This is a genomic window from Streptomyces sp. TLI_185, from assembly GCF_003814765.1.
Taxonomy (GTDB): Bacteria; Actinomycetota; Actinomycetes; order Streptomycetales; family Streptomycetaceae; genus Streptomyces.
Window position 1 is genome coordinate 7,952,043 of sequence record NZ_RKRB01000001.1, and the last position, 16,891, is coordinate 7,968,933.

The window sequence follows — 16,891 nt, forward strand, 5'->3', positions numbered from 1 at the left end:
CCCGACTGCCGAGGAGGACTGCGGCGTGGCCGGCCGCCCCACGATGAAGGACGTCGCCGCCGAGGCGGGCGTCAGCGCGATGACGGTGTCCCGGGTGGTCAACGGCGACGGGAGCGTGGCACCGCGGACCGCCGCGAGAGTCGAGGCCGCCGTCCGCAAACTGGGCTACCAGCGCGACGAGTTGGCACGTCAGCTGCGCCGAGCGGACCAACCGAGCCGGACGATAGGCCTGTTGGTCGACAACGTGGCCGATCCCTTCATGGCCGCCGTCGCCTCCGCCGCCGAGGACGTCGCCCGCCGGCGCGGCAGCGTGGTGCTGATCGGCTCCAGCCGCGCCGACCCGCGGCGGGAGCGCGAGGTCGTCGCCGCCTTCACCGCCCGCCGCGTCGACGGCCTCATCCTCACGCCGGCCGCGGGCAGCCACCGTTTCCTGCGCCCGGCCCAGGCGCAGGGCACCAAGATCGTGTGCGTGGACCGGGCCGCACCCGGCCTGGAGGCGGACACCGTGGTGGTGGACAACCGCGCCGCGGTCGAGGAGGCCGTACGGCACCTGATCGCGCACGGCCACCGTCGCATCGGCTACCTCGGTGGCCGGCAGGACATCTGGACCAACGGCGAGCGCCACCGGGGCTACCGGGCGGCACTGCGGGCCGCGGGCATCGCCGCCGACCCCGGCCTCATCCGCCACGGTCTGCGCTCGGCGCCGTCCGCCGCCGAGGCCGTCACGGCCCTCCTCGCCTCCGACGAGCCGCCCAGCGCCCTCCTCGCCGACAACGAGAACCTCGCCTTCGGGGCGCTGACGGTCCTGCCGCCCGGGATCGCCTTCGTCGCCTTCGACGACTTCCCGCTGGCCGAGCGGCTGACCCCGCCCGTCACCGTCATCGCCCAGGACCCCGTCGCGCTCGCCACCACGGCCGCGCACGTGCTGTTCGCCCGCATCCACGGGGACACCTCACCGCCCCGCACCGTCGTCATGCCGACGGAACTGATCAGGCGGGGGTCGGGGGAGGTGCCCGGGCCTTTTATGGGGCAGGGCCTTTGAGCCGGGGCGGGGGCTGTTGAGAGGCTTCCGGAATATTCCGTGGCGCCCGGCGGACGTACGGCTCTATGGTGAGCGGGCATTGAGCGGTGGCCGGTGGCCGCCGCTGCCGAACGAGTGCGGAACCGGGAGGTGTTGACCGATGGCTGTCTTTGCGACGAGCGCTGCCCGCATCCAGATCATCAAGTCCACCTCCGTGGCCGTCGGCTCACCTCAACTCCTTTCGCCGGGGCCACCCTTGTGAAGGGTCACCCTTGACTTCCAGCTCAGCTTCCCCTGCTTTCTCCGCGCTCGCCCCCTACGGCTGGGACGACGCATGGGCGGACGAGTTCGCCCCCTACGAGCCCGAGGGGCTCCTGCCCGGACGTGTGATCCGGGTCGACCGCGGCCAGTGCGACGTGGTCACCGCCGACGGCGTCCTGCGGGCCGACACCGCGTTCGTCACCCCGCACGACCCGATGCGGGTCGTGTGCACCGGCGACTGGGTCGCCGTCGAACCCGGCGGCAACCCGCGCTACGTACGGACGTATCTGCCGCGCCGTACCGCCTTCGTGCGCTCCACCTCCTCCAAGCGGTCCGAGGGGCAGATCCTCGCCGCCAACGTCGACCACGCGATCGTCGCCGTGTCCCTTGCAGTCGAACTCGACCTCGGGCGCATCGAACGCTTCCTGGCCCTCGCCTGGGAGTCGGGCGCGCAGCCGCTGGTCGTGCTCACCAAGGCCGACCTGGTGCCGGACGCGGTGACGCGGGCGCATCTCGTCCAGGACGTCGAGCTGTCGGCGCCGGGCGTGACCGTGCTGACGGTCAGTGCCGTGGAGCGGGACGGGCTCGACGTTCTCGTCGGTCTTGTCTCCGGCGGTACGTCCGTGCTGCTCGGGCAGTCCGGTGCGGGCAAGTCGACCCTCGCCAACGTGCTCCTCGGCGCCGAGGTGATGGAGGTGCAGGCCGCGCGGGACGTCGACGGCAAGGGACGTCATACGACGACCACCCGCAACCTGCTCGCACTGCCCGGCGGGGGTGTCCTCATCGACACACCGGGGCTCAGGGGCGTCGGCCTCTGGGACGCCGAGAGCGGGGTCGGGCAGGTCTTCTCCGAGATCGAGGAACTGGCCGAGCGGTGCCGCTTCCATGACTGCGCGCATGATGCGGAGCCGGGGTGTGCGGTGCGGGATGCTGTCGAGTGCGGTGAGTTGTCGCATCGGCGGCTGGAGAGTTATCGCAAGCTGATGCGGGAAAATCAGTGGATCGTGGCGAAGACCGATGCGCGGGTCCGTGCGGAGCTTCGGCGGGAGTGGAAGCGGAAGGGCTCCGCCGGGCGGGCGGCGATGGAGCTGAAGCGGGGGCGGCGCTAGGTTCCGGGGGTGGGGGCGCCGTCTGGGGGCTGCCGCCCCCAGGCCCCCGCTTCGGCCTGAACGGCCTCGTCCTCAAACGCCGGACGGGCTGAGATGGGCTGATGTGGCCTCGTCTGTGCACGTCGGTCGGGCCGGGATGGGCTGATGTGGCCTCGTCTGTGCACGTCGGTCGGGCCGGGATGGGCTGATGTGGCCTCGTCTGTGCACGTCGGTCGGGCTGAGATGGGCTGATGTGGTCTCGTGTGTGCACGTCGGTCGGGCTGGGATGGGCTGATGTGGCCTCGTGTGTGCCCGCTGGACGGGCTGAAAATGCCGGCCGGTGCTGGCAGTGCTGATCGGCGGTTCAGCTCCACGTCCGATTTCCGCTAGCCCGGTTGTCCCGTCCGGCGGAGACTGGAGGGCGTGATGGACGAAGACAGCAGGTACGAAGCCGTGCGGAGTCGGGATGGCCGGTTCGACGGGGAGTTTTTCTTCGCTGTCGCGACTACCGGGATCTATTGCCGGCCCAGTTGCCCGGCGGTGACGCCGAAACGGCGCAACGTTCGGTTCTTTGCCACGGCCGCCGCCGCGCAGGGCTCGGGGTTCCGGGCCTGCCGGCGGTGTCGGCCGGATGCCGTGCCGGGGTCGGCCGAATGGAATGTACGGGCGGACGTGGTGGGGCGGGCCATGCGGCTCATCGGGGACGGGGTCGTCGACCGGGAGGGGGTCACGGGGCTGGCCGCGCGGCTCGGGTACAGCGCACGGCAGGTGCAGCGGCAGCTCACCGGTGAGCTCGGTGCCGGGCCCGTCGCCCTCGCCCGGGCCCAGCGGGCGCACACCGCGCGGGTCCTGGTGCAGACGACGGAGCTGCCGATCACGGAGATCGCATTTGCGTCCGGGTTCGCCAGTGTCCGGCAGTTCAACGACACGATCCGGGAGGTGTACGCGTCGACGCCGAGCGAGCTGCGGGCGGCCGCTCCGAGGGCCGGTCGGCGGGCCGCCACCCCGACCGCGGGGATTCCGCTGCGGCTCGCCCACCGAGGGCCGTACCAGGCCGGTGCCGTCTTCGATCAGCTCGCGGACGAGGCCGTGGACGGTGTCGAGGAGGTCAGCGGGGAGCGCGGGCGGCGGACGTACCGGCGGACCCTGCGGCTTCCGCACGGTACCGGCATCGTCGCCGTCGACGAGCGGCCGGGGGCGGCCAGATCCGCGTCCGGTGCCCATCCCGGTGGCTGGCTGGACGCCCGGCTGCAGCTCACCGACCCCCGTGATCTGACCACCGCCGTGGGGCGGCTGCGGCGGCTTTTCGATCTCGACGCCGATCCGTACGCCGTGGACGAGCGGCTCGGCGAGGACGAGCGGCTCGCGCCGCTGGTCGCCGCCCGACCGGGGCTGCGGTCGCCGGGGGCCGCCGATCCCGAGGAACTGGCCGTGCGCGTGCTGGTGGGGCGGGCGGAGGCCGAGCGGCTCGTACGGCGGTACGGGAAGGCGCTCGACGCACCGTGCGGCAGCCTCACCCGACTGTTTCCCGAGCCCGGCGTCCTCGCGGAGGCCGAACCGGACGGCACCCTGGGCGCGCTCACCGCCGCCCTCGCCGACGGCGCCGTACGCCTGGATCCGGGCGCCGACCGCGACGAGGCCGAGGCCGCGCTGCTCGCCGTGCCCGGCATGGACGCCGGTACGGTCGCGGTGATCCGCACCCGGGCGCTCGGCGATCCCGACGTCGCCCCGCCCGGGCCGGACGTTTCCGACAGCTGGCGCCCCTGGCGCTCGTACGCCCTGCAACACCTGCGCGTAGCAGGAGAGTTGGACTGACAACGATGAGTGTTCTCTGGAGCCGCTTCGACAGTCCTGTCGGGCCCCTTCTCCTCACCGCCGACCCGGCCGGTGCTCTGACCTCGGTGTCCGTGCCCGGACAGAAGAACGGGCTTGTGCTACAGGCTGGTTGGCGGCACGAGCCCGCACCCTTTCGTGCGGCCGAAGAGCAGTTGGCGGCCTACTTCGCCGGTGAACTGAAGGAATTCCGGCTGGAGTTCAGCACGGCCGGGAGCGAGTTCAGGGAGCGGGTGTGGGCCGCTCTCGACAGCGTTCCCTACGGGGCGACCACCACCTACGGGGAGATCGCCACGCGGATCGGCGCCTCACGGGCCGCCGTACGGGCCGTGGGCGGCGCGATCGGCGCCAACCCGCTGCTGATCGTCCGGCCGTGCCATCGCGTGATCGGAGCGGACGGTTCGCTGACCGGGTACGCGGGCGGCCTCGAACGGAAGGTGCAGCTGCTGACGCTGGAAGGTGTCCTCCGGCCCCCGTCGGCCCCTCCAGCTCAAGCCCTCTAGTCCTCAAGCTCAAGTCCTCTGGTCCTCCAGGCCCCAGCTGTGGATCCGTCGCGGGTGGATGCGGATCAGTTCCTCGCTGAAGTGCGGGCCCAACTCGTGGGGGCCGGTGAGGAGTTCGGCCTCGCCTCGGATGTCGACGCCTCGTACCTTCCACGGGCGCAGGCTCACGATGTCGTCGACGACCAGGGCGACCTTCGGGTTCTGCTGGAGGTTGCGCCACTTCTTGGTGCGGCCCATGGCGTAGCCGCCGATCAGGATGGTGCCGTCGTCCTGGGGGAAGAAGCCGACCGGGTTGGCCTGCGGCTGCCCGTGCGGGTCGACGGTGGCCAGCCGCCCCAGGCGCTGCGACTTCAGGTACGCGCGTTCCGCCTCGCTGAATTCGGTCATGGGAGCAGCGAAACACGCCCACCCCGTTCCACACATCGGATCCTCGGCGTAGTCCTGCGGCCCTAGGTCAGCCCCAGATCACCGCGCCGAGCCATGCACCCGTGATCAGCAGGCACGTGAACAGCTCCGCCAGCACGCTGGAGCCGCCCGAGCGCATCGCGGTGCGCAGCGCCGCCATCGCCTCGCCGTGCCGGCCGAGGCGGAGGCGTTCGCAGAGGTAGATGCCGCCCATGAAGCCGGGGATCGCGCCGAGCACGGGTACGAGGACGAAGCCCAGGAATGCGCCCGCCCCTGCGTACACCCCCATCCGGGGGGTGGCACCGCTCTCGCGCAGCCGTCTGGGCGGCAGGGCCCAGCGCACGACCTGGGAGAGGAACATCGCGAGGGTCGTGCCCACCAGGATCCACCAGGACACCGGCTGTGTGGCCTTCAGCGCCCACCACAGGACCGCGGACCACACGAGCCACGATCCCGGCACCCCGGGCACCAGCACTCCGCACAGGCCGAGCAGGAGGACCAGTCCGACCAGCAGGAGGTCCCACACTCCCATCTCACCAGAGTGCCGGAGGGAAGGAGGAGACGCAGGTCAGCCTTCCGGGCCCTGGGCACCCGTTCGATGACTCACTCCCCGATGCGCGCGCGACCTGGGGTGCTGTGCCGGATTTTCCTGATGCCCCGTTTTCATACCGCCCATGCGGTGGACAATTAGGGGCATGAGCCAGCAGGGGGGAAGTCCCACCGGTCATGAGGACGACTGGTGGGGGCAGCTGTACGACGACTCCACCGAGGACACGGGCCCCGCACCCGCACCCGACACCGTGGACGACCGGTTCGCCTCGGTCGCCGGGGCCGTGGGTGCCGAGGCCGGGGCGGAGGCCGCGGACGAGGGGTTCGCCCAGCCGCGGGTGGAGCGGGACCCCCCGGACCCGCCCGGCGGTCGTATCTCCACGGAAACGCCCGTCACGACGGTGCCCGCATCGCGCATGCCCCCCGAGGCGACCAGCCCCGGCGGCGGGGCGGACGTGGACCCCGCCCGGGACGGCTCGCCGGCCGCGGAGCACCGCGCGCCCCATGCCGCAGACACCCCTTCGCCGCAGGTCGCTGACGGTACGCTCCCGCACACCGCGCGTCATCGTGCCGCCGCCGGGAAGCCCGTCCCGCAGCAGGCCGCCTCCTCACCGACGCCGGCCCCCGCGGCGGACGCCGCACCCGCCCGTACCGCCACCCACCTCGACCTGCCCACCCTCCCCCCGGCCGCCGTCGACTACGTCGGCTCCGGCCCGCCCACCTACGACGCCGAACCCACCGCGCTCCCGCCCGCCGACCCCGACGACCTCGACGACCTGGTCGCGGACACCGTGCTGGACGGCGCCCGCTACGGCGCCTGCACCCTCCGTGCCGTCTCCGTCCGCGGGGACTCCGCCCGCTACCGGGGCGAGCCGCGCCGGGACTCGCTCCTCACCGCCCGCTTCGGCACCGGAGAACACGCACTGGTCCTGGTGGCGATGGCCACGGGCGCCCGCGCCACACCCGGGGCGCACCGGGCGGCCGCCGAGGCCTGCCACTGGATCGGCCGGGCCGTCGGCCGCAGTCACGCCCGGCTCGCGGAGGACATAAGGGCGGCCCGGCGCGGCGACCTCAAATCGGGCCTGCACCGCCTCACCGACCGCAGCCTCGGCAAACTCCGCGCCAGCGCCGCCGAGCAGGGCATCGAGCCCGAGGAGTACGCGGCCACCCTGCGCTGCCTGCTCCTGCCCGCGGACCCCGATTGCCGTACGCGCGTCTTCTTCGGCGTGGGCGGAGGCGGCCTGTTCCGCCTCCGGGACGGCGACTGGCAGGACATCGAGCCGAGGGTCAGCGATGTCACCGGCGAACCCGTCGTCGGCTTCGGCTCGCTGCCCGCCGAGACGCCCGAGGGCGACCGGCTCACCATGGACCTCGGGATTCCGACCCCGCCGAGCCCGTACGAGCCCGCTCCCGAGCCGCCTCGCGAACCCTTCCGGTTCCGTGCCTCCGTCGCCCACCCGGGGGACACGCTCCTGATGTGCTCGGACGGTCTCGCGGAGCCGTTGCGCGGCGAACCCGATCTGTGCCGGTATCTGACGACCCGGTGGTCCGGGCCCACCCCGCCCGGCCTCGCCGCGTTCCTCGCCGACACCCAGGTCAGGGTCAAGGGGTACGCGGACGACCGTACGGCTGCCGCCGTTTGGGAGGCGTGACCGCCCGGCGTATGAATTCATGGACCCAGAGGGATCCGCGGAGACCGAAGGGCATGAGTGCGCCATGGCCAAGCAGAACGTCGCCGAACAGTTCGTCGACATCCTCGTCCGCGCCGGAGTGAAGCGTCTCTACGGCGTCGTGGGCGACAGCCTCAATCCGGTCGTGGACGCGGTGCGCCGCAACGCCGCCATCGACTGGGTGCACGTCCGGCACGAGGAGACCGCCGCCTTCGCGGCCGGCGCGGAGGCGCAGATCACCGGGAAGCTGACCGCGTGCGCCGGTTCCTGCGGCCCCGGCAACCTCCACCTCATCAACGGCCTGTACGACGCCCACCGTTCGATGGCCCCGGTCCTCGCCCTCGCCTCGCACATCCCCTCCAGCGAGATCGGTCTGGGGTACTTCCAGGAGACCCACCCCGATCAGCTGTTCCGCGAGTGCAGCCACTACAGCGAACTCATCTCCAGCCCCAAGCAGATGCCGCGGCTGCTGCAGACGGCCATCCAGAACGCCGTCGGCCGCAGCGGCGTCAGTGTCGTGTCCCTGCCCGGCGACATCGCCGACCAGCCCGCCCCCGAACGGGCCGCGGAGACCGCCCTCGTCACCTCGCGGCCCACCGTCCGCCCCGGCGACGCAGAGATCGACCGTCTCGTCGAGATGATCGACCAGGCGGAGAGGGTCACGCTGTTCTGCGGCAGCGGCACGGCGGGCGCGCACGCCGAGGTCATGGAGTTCGCCGGGAAGATCAAGTCACCGGTCGGACATGCGCTGCGGGGCAAGGAGTGGATCCAGTACGACAACCCGTACGACGTCGGAATGAGCGGGCTGCTCGGCTACGGCGCCGCCTACGAGGCCACCCACGAGTGCGACCTGCTGATCCTGCTCGGCACCGACTTCCCGTACAACGCGTTCCTCCCCGACGACGTCAAGATCGCTCAGATCGACGTCAGGCCCGAGCACTTGGGCCGCCGCTCCAAGCTCGACCTGGCCGTGTGGGGCGACGTACGGGAGACGCTGCGCTGTCTGATCCCGCGGGTCACGGCGAAGGAGAACCGGCGCTTCCTCGACCGGATGCTCAAGAAGCACGCGGACGCGCTGGAGGGAGTGGTGAAGGCCTATACGCGCAAGGTGGAGAAGCACGTGCCCATCCACCCCGAGTACGTGGCGTCCGTACTCGACGAACTCGCCGACGACGACACGGTCTTCACGGTCGACACCGGCATGTGCAACGTCTGGGCCGCCCGCTACATCTCACCCAACGGCCGCCGCCGCGTCATCGGTTCCTTCTCCCACGGCTCGATGGCGAACGCGCTGCCGATGGCGATCGGGGCCCAGTTCACCGACCGGAAGAGGCAGGTCGTGTCGATGTCGGGCGACGGCGGGTTCTCCATGCTGATGGGCGACTTCCTGACCCTGGTGCAGCACGACCTCCCGGTGAAGGTCGTCCTCTTCAACAACTCCTCGCTGGGAATGGTCGAGTTGGAGATGCTGGTCGCGGGGCTTCCCTCGTACGGCACCGCGAACAAGAACCCCGACTTCGCGGCCGTCGCCCGTGCCTGCGGCGCCCACGGCGTCCGCGTCGAGAAGCCCAAGGACCTCGCCGGCGCCCTCAAGGAGGCCTTCAAGCACAAGGGTCCGGCCCTCGTCGACATCGTCACCGACCCCAACGCCCTGTCCATCCCGCCGAAGATCAGCGCCGAGATGGTGACCGGGTTCGCCCTGTCCGCCTCGAAGATCGTGCTGGACGGCGGGGTCGGCCGGATGCTGCAGATGGCCCGCTCCAACCTGCGGAACGTGCCGCGGCCCTAGCTTCCGTACGGGACCCACTGACGTACTCCGTGGCCGTTCGTGCCGTACCCGTAGTGAGGCAGGCCCTTGATGCTGCTGGTGCGGAACGGGCGGCCGTGGTCGTCGATGCGTATCGTGCCGGTGCGTCCCTGCGAGGACCAGTCGAGTTCCAGGTACCAGTTGCAGTCGTACGTCTCCGTCGTGGCGGTGACGAGCAGGACCTCCGGGTCCTGGGCGGAGACACGGTAGGGGAACTGCACGGCGGGGACGGTCCCGCCGTTGTCATTGTCGTTGCCGGCGACCGAGTGGGCGATGGGGCGGTCGATGTCGAGGTTCACATCGAAGTAGCGGGGAGTGAGTCCGCCGCCGCAGCCCTGTTCCGTGGAGTAGGCGTTTCCGGGGGCCGGCGTGGTGCGGCCGGCGATCCGGACCCGGAGCGCCTCCAGGACCACGGCCGTGGACGACCGTCCTTGCACGGAGATCTGCACCATCGTCTGCCGCCCGTGCACCGCGCCCTGCGTCGCCGCCCAGGGGCCGGCGTCCTGCGGCAACGGTGGCGGGGGGACCTGCGTGGGCGGCTTGTCGATGACGTAGTTGTGGCCGCAGCCGCCCTCCCAGATCTGGGAGTTGGCGCTCCAGGTCAGGGGCACGCCGACAGTGGTCTGTCCGGTGCCGGTGCCGGTGCCCTTGGTCGGGGCGGTCGAGCCCGGGCCCTTGCCCTTGTCCTGGGAGTGCGGTGAGGGCGACGTCCGGCCGGGGGAGGGGGAGGAGCTCGCGGACGGCTTCGACGAGCGGTGCGGTGCCGCCGGGGCCGTCGTGCCGGGCCGTCCGGAAGGGGACGCGGCCGTGTCCGAGGAGCCGCGGTCGGCCGACAGGGCGGACAGGCTGCTCAGAGTGGCGAGCAGCGCGCAGGCGACGGCGGTCGACGCGAGGATCCGTCGGCGGCGGTACCAGGGGCGGGGAGCCGGGGCGGCGGCGGGCTCGGGGTTCTCGACGGTCTCCGGCACGGTGTCGTCCTCGGCAGCGGGCGCCTGGGCAACTGCCTCTTCGGAGGCGGGCGCCTGGGCCACCGGCTCCTCGTCCGCCGCAGTCCCCGTACGCCCCCGCTGCCGCGCCGCCACCGCGAGCAGCCACAGCCGGTGCAGTTCGAGGCGTTCCTCCGGCGTCGCCCGGCAGAACGCCGCGAGTCGTTCCAGCGGTGCGAAGTCCTGCGGTACGGCTTCGCCCGCGCAGTAACGGTGGAGCGTGGAGGTGTTCATGTTGACGCGCCGGGCCAGGGAGCCGTAGCTCCGGTCCGTGCGGTCCTTCAGCTGCCGTAACAGCGCCGCGAACGCCTCGACGTCATCCCGAGTCTCCATTGTTCCCCCGTCGTCCAACGCATCCCGTATCCCAGGCACTCAATGTATCTGCACGTCAGAAGGGCTGGGATGGTTCCACCGTCGCGGATGGGGCGCCGGCCGTTGCGTCCGCCCATTGCGACCACCGATGCTCTTGGTGTCGCACCGACCAGGGGCGGACCGACCATTCGTCGTCGGGCGACATCCGACACCCATGCACTCATTCACGGGGGACATCCATGCCCAAGCGCACCAGAGCAGGCGCGCTCATCGCACTGACCGCCGCAGGCCTCGCCCTCGGCACCGCGCTCGCCGCACCGGCGAACGCCGCCACGAAGGCACCCGGCTTCCTCGCGGCCAAGGACCTCCCGCCGCACCCCTCCTCGTCCTGGACGGCCGGCAAGGTCACCGCCGGCCTGCCGGAGGCGGTGGAAGTGGACCGCTGCCTCGGCATGGTGCTCGACGACGACCGGGACTCCTGGTACCGGGACTTCCGGACCGACCTCGACACGAGCGCCCGTCAGGTCAGCGTCGAGTCGTCGAGCGCCGACGTGGCGAAGGACCGGTTCTCGCGGCTGAACCAGGACATCAAGTCCTGCGCGGCACGGACCGAGAAGGCCGACCCGGACCTTCAGGTCACGTTCAAGGACTACGGCACGCTTCCCGTTGAGGAGGGCGCCCATGTCTACGGCCTGCACACCGAGACCTCCTGGGGCGCGAGCGACATCCGCCTCCTCGCGGTCGGACGGGACGGCAGCACCGTGACGGTCGTCGACTGGGGGCAGATGGGCGGCTTCCAGGACGCGCCGGTGAAGGCCTTCAAGAAGACGGCCACCACGGCCGTGAACAAGCTCCACTGACTGCACGACCCGGGCCGCCCTCTCGCCACGGGGGTCGGGAGGGCGGCCCACCGACCCGCACAGCCACCACCACACACTTCGGAAAACGGGGAACCCACATGAACAGCAAGACCCGCACCGCCCTGACCGCCGGCGTCCTCGCCGTCGCCCTCGGCCTCGGCGCCACCGCCCAGGCCTCCGCCGGCGCCGGCGCCGCGCACAGCGTCAGCGGCAAGCCGTCCGACAACATCACCCGTATCGCCGACTTCTACGGCGCCTACATCGACGCGGTGACCGACGAGGACAGCGGCAACCTCGGCGAGGCGCTGCGCGCCCACTACCTCACCCCTGCCTTCCAGAAGGAACTGGCGGCCTGGGAGGACAGGGAGCACGCCGACGGTGTCCTGCGTGCCCAGAACGTCCCGCTCGCCTGGAAGGTCACCGACAACGGCAGCACCGCGAACCGCACGGAGGCTGTCGTCACCCTCACCTGGAGCCGGAACACCACCACCAAGCTGGTCGTCGACATGACGCGCGACAGCCGCAAGATCTTCCACATCGGCGAGAAGGGCGCGGCAGCCAAGTAGTCACGCCGGTCGCAGCCGCACCGTGAGGATCTGGAACGGCCGTAGCTCGAAGCGCAAGTCGCTTTCGTGCTGCGGCCGTTCCAGCAGGTCCGTCAACTCGGCCCGGCCCACCGGGAACCCGGGCGCCAGCGTGGCCCGCGCCCGCCCGCCCCGGGACTCGTACAGCCGTACCACCACATCCCCGCTGCGGTCCTCCGCGAGCTTCACCGACTCCACGGTCACGGCGGGGTGGTCGACGCGGACCAGCGGCTCCACGACCGGCGCCTGCGCCACCCGCACTGGCAGGTTCAGCGCGAGCCCCTCCGCGACCGCGTGCCCGACGTCCCCGCCCGGCAGCAGCGCGTACGTGAACCGGTGCGGGCCCAGATCCGTCTCGGGGTCCGGGCTGTGCGGGGCACGCAGCAGCGTCAGGCGTACGGTCGTGCCGAGGCCGACCGCGTGCGGGGTACGGGTCACGTCGTGGCCGTACGTCGAGTCGTTGAGGACCGCCACGCCGTAGCCCTCCTCCGCGACCCTGAGCCAGCGGTGCGCGCAGATCTCGAAGCGGGCCGCGTCCCAGGACGTGTTGGTGTGCGTCGGCCGGTGGAGGTGCCCGAACTGGATCTCCGCCGTGGAGCGTTCGGCGTGCACGTCGAGCGGGAAGGCGGCCTTCAGCACCTTCTCGGACTCCTGCCAGTCGACGTCCGTGACGATGTCGAGGCGCCGGGCACCGGCCGCGAGCCGGATCTCCTGGGTGATCCGCGACTTCCCGAAGGTCCGCGTCACCCGCACCGCCGCCGTCAGCGGCCCATGCTCCACGAGCTCCACCGACTCGGCGTCCGTCAGGTCCGTGTGCCGGCGCCGGTAGTGCCGGTCGATGTCCCAGGCGTCCCAGGCGTTGGGATGGTCGGGGTGCAGCTGGAGGAGATTGCCGGGACCGGACAGCACCTCGCGGTCGGCGGCCAGGTCGCGTACGGAGGTGAGCAGGCCGTTCGCGTCCACGACCACCCGCAGTCGGGAGTTCTCCAGCACATGGGTGCCGCCGTCCCGTTCGGCGCGTACGGTCTGGTCCGCGCCGTCCGCCACCGGTGCGCTGCCCAGCCCCGGCACCGTCACCAGCCCTTCCTCCACGACCTCCGTCCGCCGGTACGGCGAGGCGTTGAACACCGCCGGTCCGCCCGTTCCCAGCGCCGCCACCGCCCCTGCCGTGATCATCTCCAGCTCGGCCAGCACCCGCGCGTACGTGTCCCGTGCCTCCCGGTGCACCCAGGCGATCGACGACCCGGGCAGGATGTCGTGGAACTGGTGCAGCAGCACCGTCTTCCACAGCCGGTCCAGGGCGTCGTACGGGTAGGTGTACGACGGATTGCGTACGGCCGCGGTGGCGCACCACAACTCGGCCTCGCGCAGGGCGTGTTCAGAGCGCCGGTTGCCCTGCTTGGTCTTCGCCTGGGTGGTGTAGGTGGCCCTGTGCAGCTCCAGATAGAGCTCGCCCGACCACACCGGGGCCTCGGGCCCGTACTCCTGCTCGGCGGCTGCGAAGAACGTGGACGGCTTCTCGATCTCGACCCGCGGTGAGCCCTCCAGAGAGCGCAGCCGCCGGGCCTTCTCGAGCATTTCGCGGGTCGGGCCGCCGCCCCCGTCGCCCCACCCGAACGGCACCAGCGACCGGGTGGCCCGTCCCTTCTCGGCGAAGTTGCGTTCCGCGCGGGCGAGTTCGCGGCCGTGAAACTGCGAGTTGTAGGTGTCGACGGGCGGGAAGTGCGTGAAGACGCGGGTGCCGTCGATGCCCTCCCACCAGAAGGTGTGGTGGGGCATCTTGTTCGACTGGTTCCAGCTGAGTTTCTGCGTGAGGAACCATCGGATTCCGGCCAGTTTCGCCAGCTGCGGGAAGGCGGCGGTGTAGCCGAAGGAGTCCGGCAGCCAGATCTCCTCCGTGTCCACCCCGAGTTCCTCGGCGAAGAACCGCTTTCCGTGCACGATCTGCCGGGCCAGCGCCTCACCACCGGGCATGTTGGCGTCGGACTCGACCCACATCGAGCCGACGGGCGCCCAGTTGCCGTCCGCCACCGCCTTCTTGATGCGCTCCCAGATGTGCGGCTGGTGCTCCTTCACCCAGGCGTACTGCTGGGCCTGTGAGCAGGAGAAGACCAGCTCGGGGTAGTCGGCGGCGAGCGCGGTGACGTTGGCGAAGGTGCGCGAGGCCTTGCGGACCGTCTCGCGCAGTGGCCACAGCCAGGCCGAGTCGATGTGCGCGTGCCCGGTCGCGGAGATCCGGTGCGCGCTCGCCGAGGCCGGTCGGGACAGTACGTCGGCCAGCGCGGCCCTGGCTGCGCCCGCCGTACCGGAGACGTCGTGCAGGTCGAGGGCGTCGAGCATGTCCTCGAGGGCGCGCAGGATCTCGTGCCGCAGGGGCCGGTCCATGGGCAGCTCGTGCATCAGTTCCGAAAGCACCTCGACGTCCAGCACCAACTGCCACACGGCTTCGTCGAGTACGGCGAGGTCGGCAGAGCGGAATCGGTAGACGGGCCGATCCCCGGCGGTCAGGACGTCCCCCAGGTGCGTAGGTTCGAAGCCGTGCAGCACGGCCGGATTGGCGGCCGCCTCCAGAAGCAGATGCACCGGTTCGCCTCCGCTCGCGGGGGAACCGACGGGGAGGTGACGGTTGCGCGGGTGAATGCCCTTCAGGGGGACGCCCGCGGCGTCGTAGAGCAGTCCCTCGGCCTGGAAACCGGGCCCGTCGCCCGTGAACCCGGGGTCGATCACCGCCTCGACCCGGCGCCCGGCCCACTCCTCGGGGACCCGCCCCGTCAACCGGAACCAACTCGTCGACCAGGGCTTTCCCCAGGCCGTTCCGGTTGTGAAGGTCTCGTAGTCGGCCTGCAGCGCCCGGTCCACCGGCACCGGCTCGCCGGGCACATGCCACACGGACAGCACCAGCGGCACGCGCTGCGCGTACTGCGCGGGCCGCACGAACTGTCCCATGGCGCGCTCCAGGCGCGCCTCCACCAGCGTTCGGTCGTCGTGCACGGCGGCTCCCTGGGCGCTCGGACGGCACTGTCACCTCTCTCCAAAGGGTCCCTCTACCCGGCCGGAACAGCTGCACCCGTGGCCGAACACCAGGCCGCCCGAGGATTCGACATGAGTGCCGCGTGCCCAGAGGGGCATGGATCCCGTGAACGTGTTCGACAAGGAGGGGACCGACATCGGCACGCGGGCGGGGGTCATGAAGAGGCAGGCACGAGGGGGCGGTCCCATAGCGATCGGGGCCTTCTCGGCGAAGACGGAGGAAAAGACCGACGGCGACGCGGACCAGGCGCAGCCGTCCCAGATACGGAAGCTGCGGCAGAGACTGGGCCGGGCGGACCTGAAGGCGGTGCCCGAGGCACGGCGGGCGCTGCGCGAGCTGCTACGGCAGTGGGGCAGGCCCGGCCGCTCGGAGATCGCGGAGCTGCTCACCAGCGAACTCGTCACCAACGCACTCATCCACACCGACCACGACGCGGTGCTGACCGCCACCGTCGGACCCCGCGGACTGCGGGTGGAGGTGAGGGACTTCGTGGGCCGCAGGCCCAGACTGCGCGTACCGAACGCCGACGACGGCACGCACGGCAGAGGCCTGGTCCTGGTGCAGTCCCTCGCGGACGCGTGGGGGGTACGGGCGCACGGGGTGGGAAAGGTGGTGTGGTTCGAACTCGACGCCGGACCGGCGTAGCACGGGAAGGGGGGCGCGGCCCACAGGCCGCGCCCCCCTTCCCATGTACGGCCGTTCTAGCCGAACTGCTGCTCGAGGTCCTTGAGCTTGCGCTCCAGGGAGTCGAGGCGCGGCAGGGCCATGGTGTCGTCCTCCGCGGTGAGGTCGACGGTCACCGGTTCAGAACCGGCCTTGCGGACGGGCTGCAGGGACGGGCGTGAGCGCACGGGCAGCGGTTCCGCGCTCGATATGGCAGGCTCCGCGGAGACCGAAGCGGAGGCTCGCTCCAGGGCCTGGGGCTCCACCTGACGTCCCCCGCCGCCGCGGCCGATGAACCCGCGGTGGCCCCGGCTGATGGCCTTGAGCTGGGCGCGTTCCAGGCGGTCCGCCTCGCGGCGGCGCAGCCGGTTCGTCTCCTTCTGCCGCTGGTCCTCGCGCACCTCTTCGACTGCCTCGTCCAGGCTGCGCACGTTCTCCAGCAGCATCAGCGACCAGGCCTTGTAGGTCTCGCGAGGGGCCCGCAGCCAGCGGACGATACGGATCTGCGGCAGCGGACGCGGCACCAGACCCTGCTCGCGCAGCGCGGCCCGGCGGGTCTGCTTGAGTGCGCGGTCGAAGAGGACGGCCGCAGACAGGGACATGCCGGAGAAGAACTGGGGCGCACCGTCGTGACCGATGCCCCTGGGCGCGTGCACCCAGTTGAACCAGGCCGCGGCGCCCGCGAACGTCCACACAAGTATCCGGGAGCCGAGGGCCGCGTCACCGTGGCTGGCCTCGCGCACCGCGAGCACGGAACAGAACATGGCCGCACCGTCCAGGCCGAACGGCACCAGGTATTCCCAGCCGTTGGTCAGGCCGAGGTTCTGCTGGCCGAAGCCGACCAGACCGTGGAAGGAGAGGGCGGCAGCCACTGCCGCACAGCAGAACAGCAGGACATAGGAGGCGGTGCCATATATGGCCTCCTTGCGCCGGCGGCGCTCCTCGCTGCGCTCCCACGAATCGTCCGTCTTCGCGTGCTCCCCGGACCGCTTGCTGCGCGCGAGCACCGCCACCGCCGCCAGCATGCCCAGGAGCAGTACGGCGCCCGGAAGCAGCCAGTCCAGCGATATGTCGGTCAGTCTCATCTGGGGTCCCTTGCATTGGGATAGGGCGTAACGCCCGCCATAGTGGCCCAATCCCACCGGCCCTCAGGGGGTTTCGGGGCAAGAGGCCGCCAAGGAAGTGCAAGGGGATGCCCAGGGCGACGTTCTGCTCGAACTGCCGCTTGAGGGGCGGGAGTTGAGTTCGAATAAGACTACCCGTACGGATGGTTCCACGGAAAGTTCCTGCGGCAAGTGAGGAAGTTGTGAATTGCCTG

Annotated in this window: 14 protein-coding genes; 9 read left to right on the top strand and 5 right to left on the bottom strand. The window is 71.3% G+C overall.

The window, feature by feature from the left end; translation table 11 throughout:
• The first annotated feature begins 25 nt into the window (after positions 1-25).
• From EDD92_RS36560 to EDD92_RS36575, 4 genes are all read left to right on the top strand, one after another.
• Complete coding sequence (locus tag EDD92_RS36560) at positions 26-1,042, top strand: LacI family DNA-binding transcriptional regulator (protein ID WP_260326996.1); 1,017 nt, start codon at positions 26-28, stop codon at positions 1,040-1,042.
• A 251-nt stretch (positions 1,043-1,293) separates the two neighbouring features.
• Positions 1,294-2,391, top strand: coding sequence for a ribosome small subunit-dependent GTPase A (gene rsgA / locus EDD92_RS36565; protein WP_123968266.1), 1,098 nt, complete (start codon positions 1,294-1,296; stop codon positions 2,389-2,391).
• 405 nt (positions 2,392-2,796) lie between these two features.
• Positions 2,797-4,185: a DNA-3-methyladenine glycosylase 2 family protein gene (locus EDD92_RS36570; protein WP_123968267.1), complete on the top strand. Its 1,389-nt coding sequence runs from the start codon at positions 2,797-2,799 to the stop codon at positions 4,183-4,185.
• 5 nt (positions 4,186-4,190) lie between these two features.
• Positions 4,191-4,706: a methylated-DNA--[protein]-cysteine S-methyltransferase gene (locus tag EDD92_RS36575; RefSeq protein ID WP_123968268.1), complete on the top strand. Its 516-nt coding sequence runs from the start codon at positions 4,191-4,193 to the stop codon at positions 4,704-4,706.
• Positions 4,707-4,715: 9 nt separating this feature from the next.
• On the opposite strand, the gene EDD92_RS36580 is transcribed toward EDD92_RS36575, so the two are convergent.
• On the bottom strand, positions 4,716-5,093 hold the full coding sequence (locus EDD92_RS36580; RefSeq protein WP_123968269.1) for a PPOX class F420-dependent oxidoreductase: 378 nt from the start codon (positions 5,091-5,093) through the stop codon (positions 4,716-4,718).
• 67 nt (positions 5,094-5,160) lie between these two features.
• Positions 5,161-5,643, bottom strand: coding sequence for a DUF456 domain-containing protein (locus tag EDD92_RS36585; RefSeq protein WP_123968270.1), 483 nt, complete (start codon positions 5,641-5,643; stop codon positions 5,161-5,163).
• Between the two features lie 163 nt (positions 5,644-5,806).
• Here EDD92_RS36585 and EDD92_RS36595 point away from each other — a divergent pair, with 163 nt between their 5' ends.
• Together EDD92_RS36595 and EDD92_RS36600 are read left to right on the top strand one after the other, a co-directional pair.
• Complete coding sequence (locus EDD92_RS36595; protein WP_123968272.1) at positions 5,807-7,312, top strand: protein phosphatase 2C domain-containing protein; 1,506 nt, start codon at positions 5,807-5,809, stop codon at positions 7,310-7,312.
• Positions 7,313-7,376: 64 nt separating this feature from the next.
• Positions 7,377-9,119, top strand: a complete 1,743-nt coding sequence (locus EDD92_RS36600; protein ID WP_123968273.1) for a pyruvate dehydrogenase — start codon at positions 7,377-7,379, stop codon at positions 9,117-9,119.
• Here the strand turns inward: EDD92_RS36600 and EDD92_RS36605 are convergent.
• Positions 9,116-10,456: a helix-turn-helix transcriptional regulator gene (locus tag EDD92_RS36605; protein WP_123968274.1), complete on the bottom strand. Its 1,341-nt coding sequence runs from the start codon at positions 10,454-10,456 to the stop codon at positions 9,116-9,118. The two genes, EDD92_RS36600 and EDD92_RS36605, sit on opposite strands and share 4 nt — an antisense overlap.
• A 218-nt stretch (positions 10,457-10,674) precedes the next feature.
• Here EDD92_RS36605 and EDD92_RS36610 point away from each other — a divergent pair, with 218 nt between their 5' ends.
• Positions 10,675-11,295 carry a hypothetical protein gene (locus EDD92_RS36610; RefSeq protein WP_123968275.1) on the top strand — a complete coding sequence of 207 codons (621 nt, stop codon included), beginning with the start codon at positions 10,675-10,677 and terminating at the stop codon, positions 11,293-11,295.
• A 98-nt stretch (positions 11,296-11,393) separates the two neighbouring features.
• Positions 11,394-11,861: a hypothetical protein gene (locus tag EDD92_RS36615; protein ID WP_123968276.1), complete on the top strand. Its 468-nt coding sequence runs from the start codon at positions 11,394-11,396 to the stop codon at positions 11,859-11,861.
• On the opposite strand, the gene EDD92_RS36620 is transcribed toward EDD92_RS36615, so the two are convergent.
• The gene (locus EDD92_RS36620) at positions 11,862-14,870 is read right to left on the bottom strand and encodes a glycoside hydrolase family 38 C-terminal domain-containing protein (protein ID WP_123968277.1); all 3,009 of its coding nucleotides are present in this window, start codon (positions 14,868-14,870) and stop codon (positions 11,862-11,864) included.
• Positions 14,871-15,066: 196 nt separating this feature from the next.
• Here EDD92_RS36620 and EDD92_RS36625 point away from each other — a divergent pair, with 196 nt between their 5' ends.
• Positions 15,067-15,555, top strand: coding sequence for an ATP-binding protein (locus tag EDD92_RS36625; protein WP_037885358.1), 489 nt, complete (start codon positions 15,067-15,069; stop codon positions 15,553-15,555).
• A gap of 56 nt (positions 15,556-15,611) precedes the next feature.
• On the opposite strand, the gene EDD92_RS36630 is transcribed toward EDD92_RS36625, so the two are convergent.
• Positions 15,612-16,658 carry a DUF2637 domain-containing protein gene (locus tag EDD92_RS36630; RefSeq protein ID WP_030940384.1) on the bottom strand — a complete coding sequence of 349 codons (1,047 nt, stop codon included), beginning with the start codon at positions 16,656-16,658 and terminating at the stop codon, positions 15,612-15,614.
• Between the last annotated feature and the right edge of the window lie 233 nt (positions 16,659-16,891).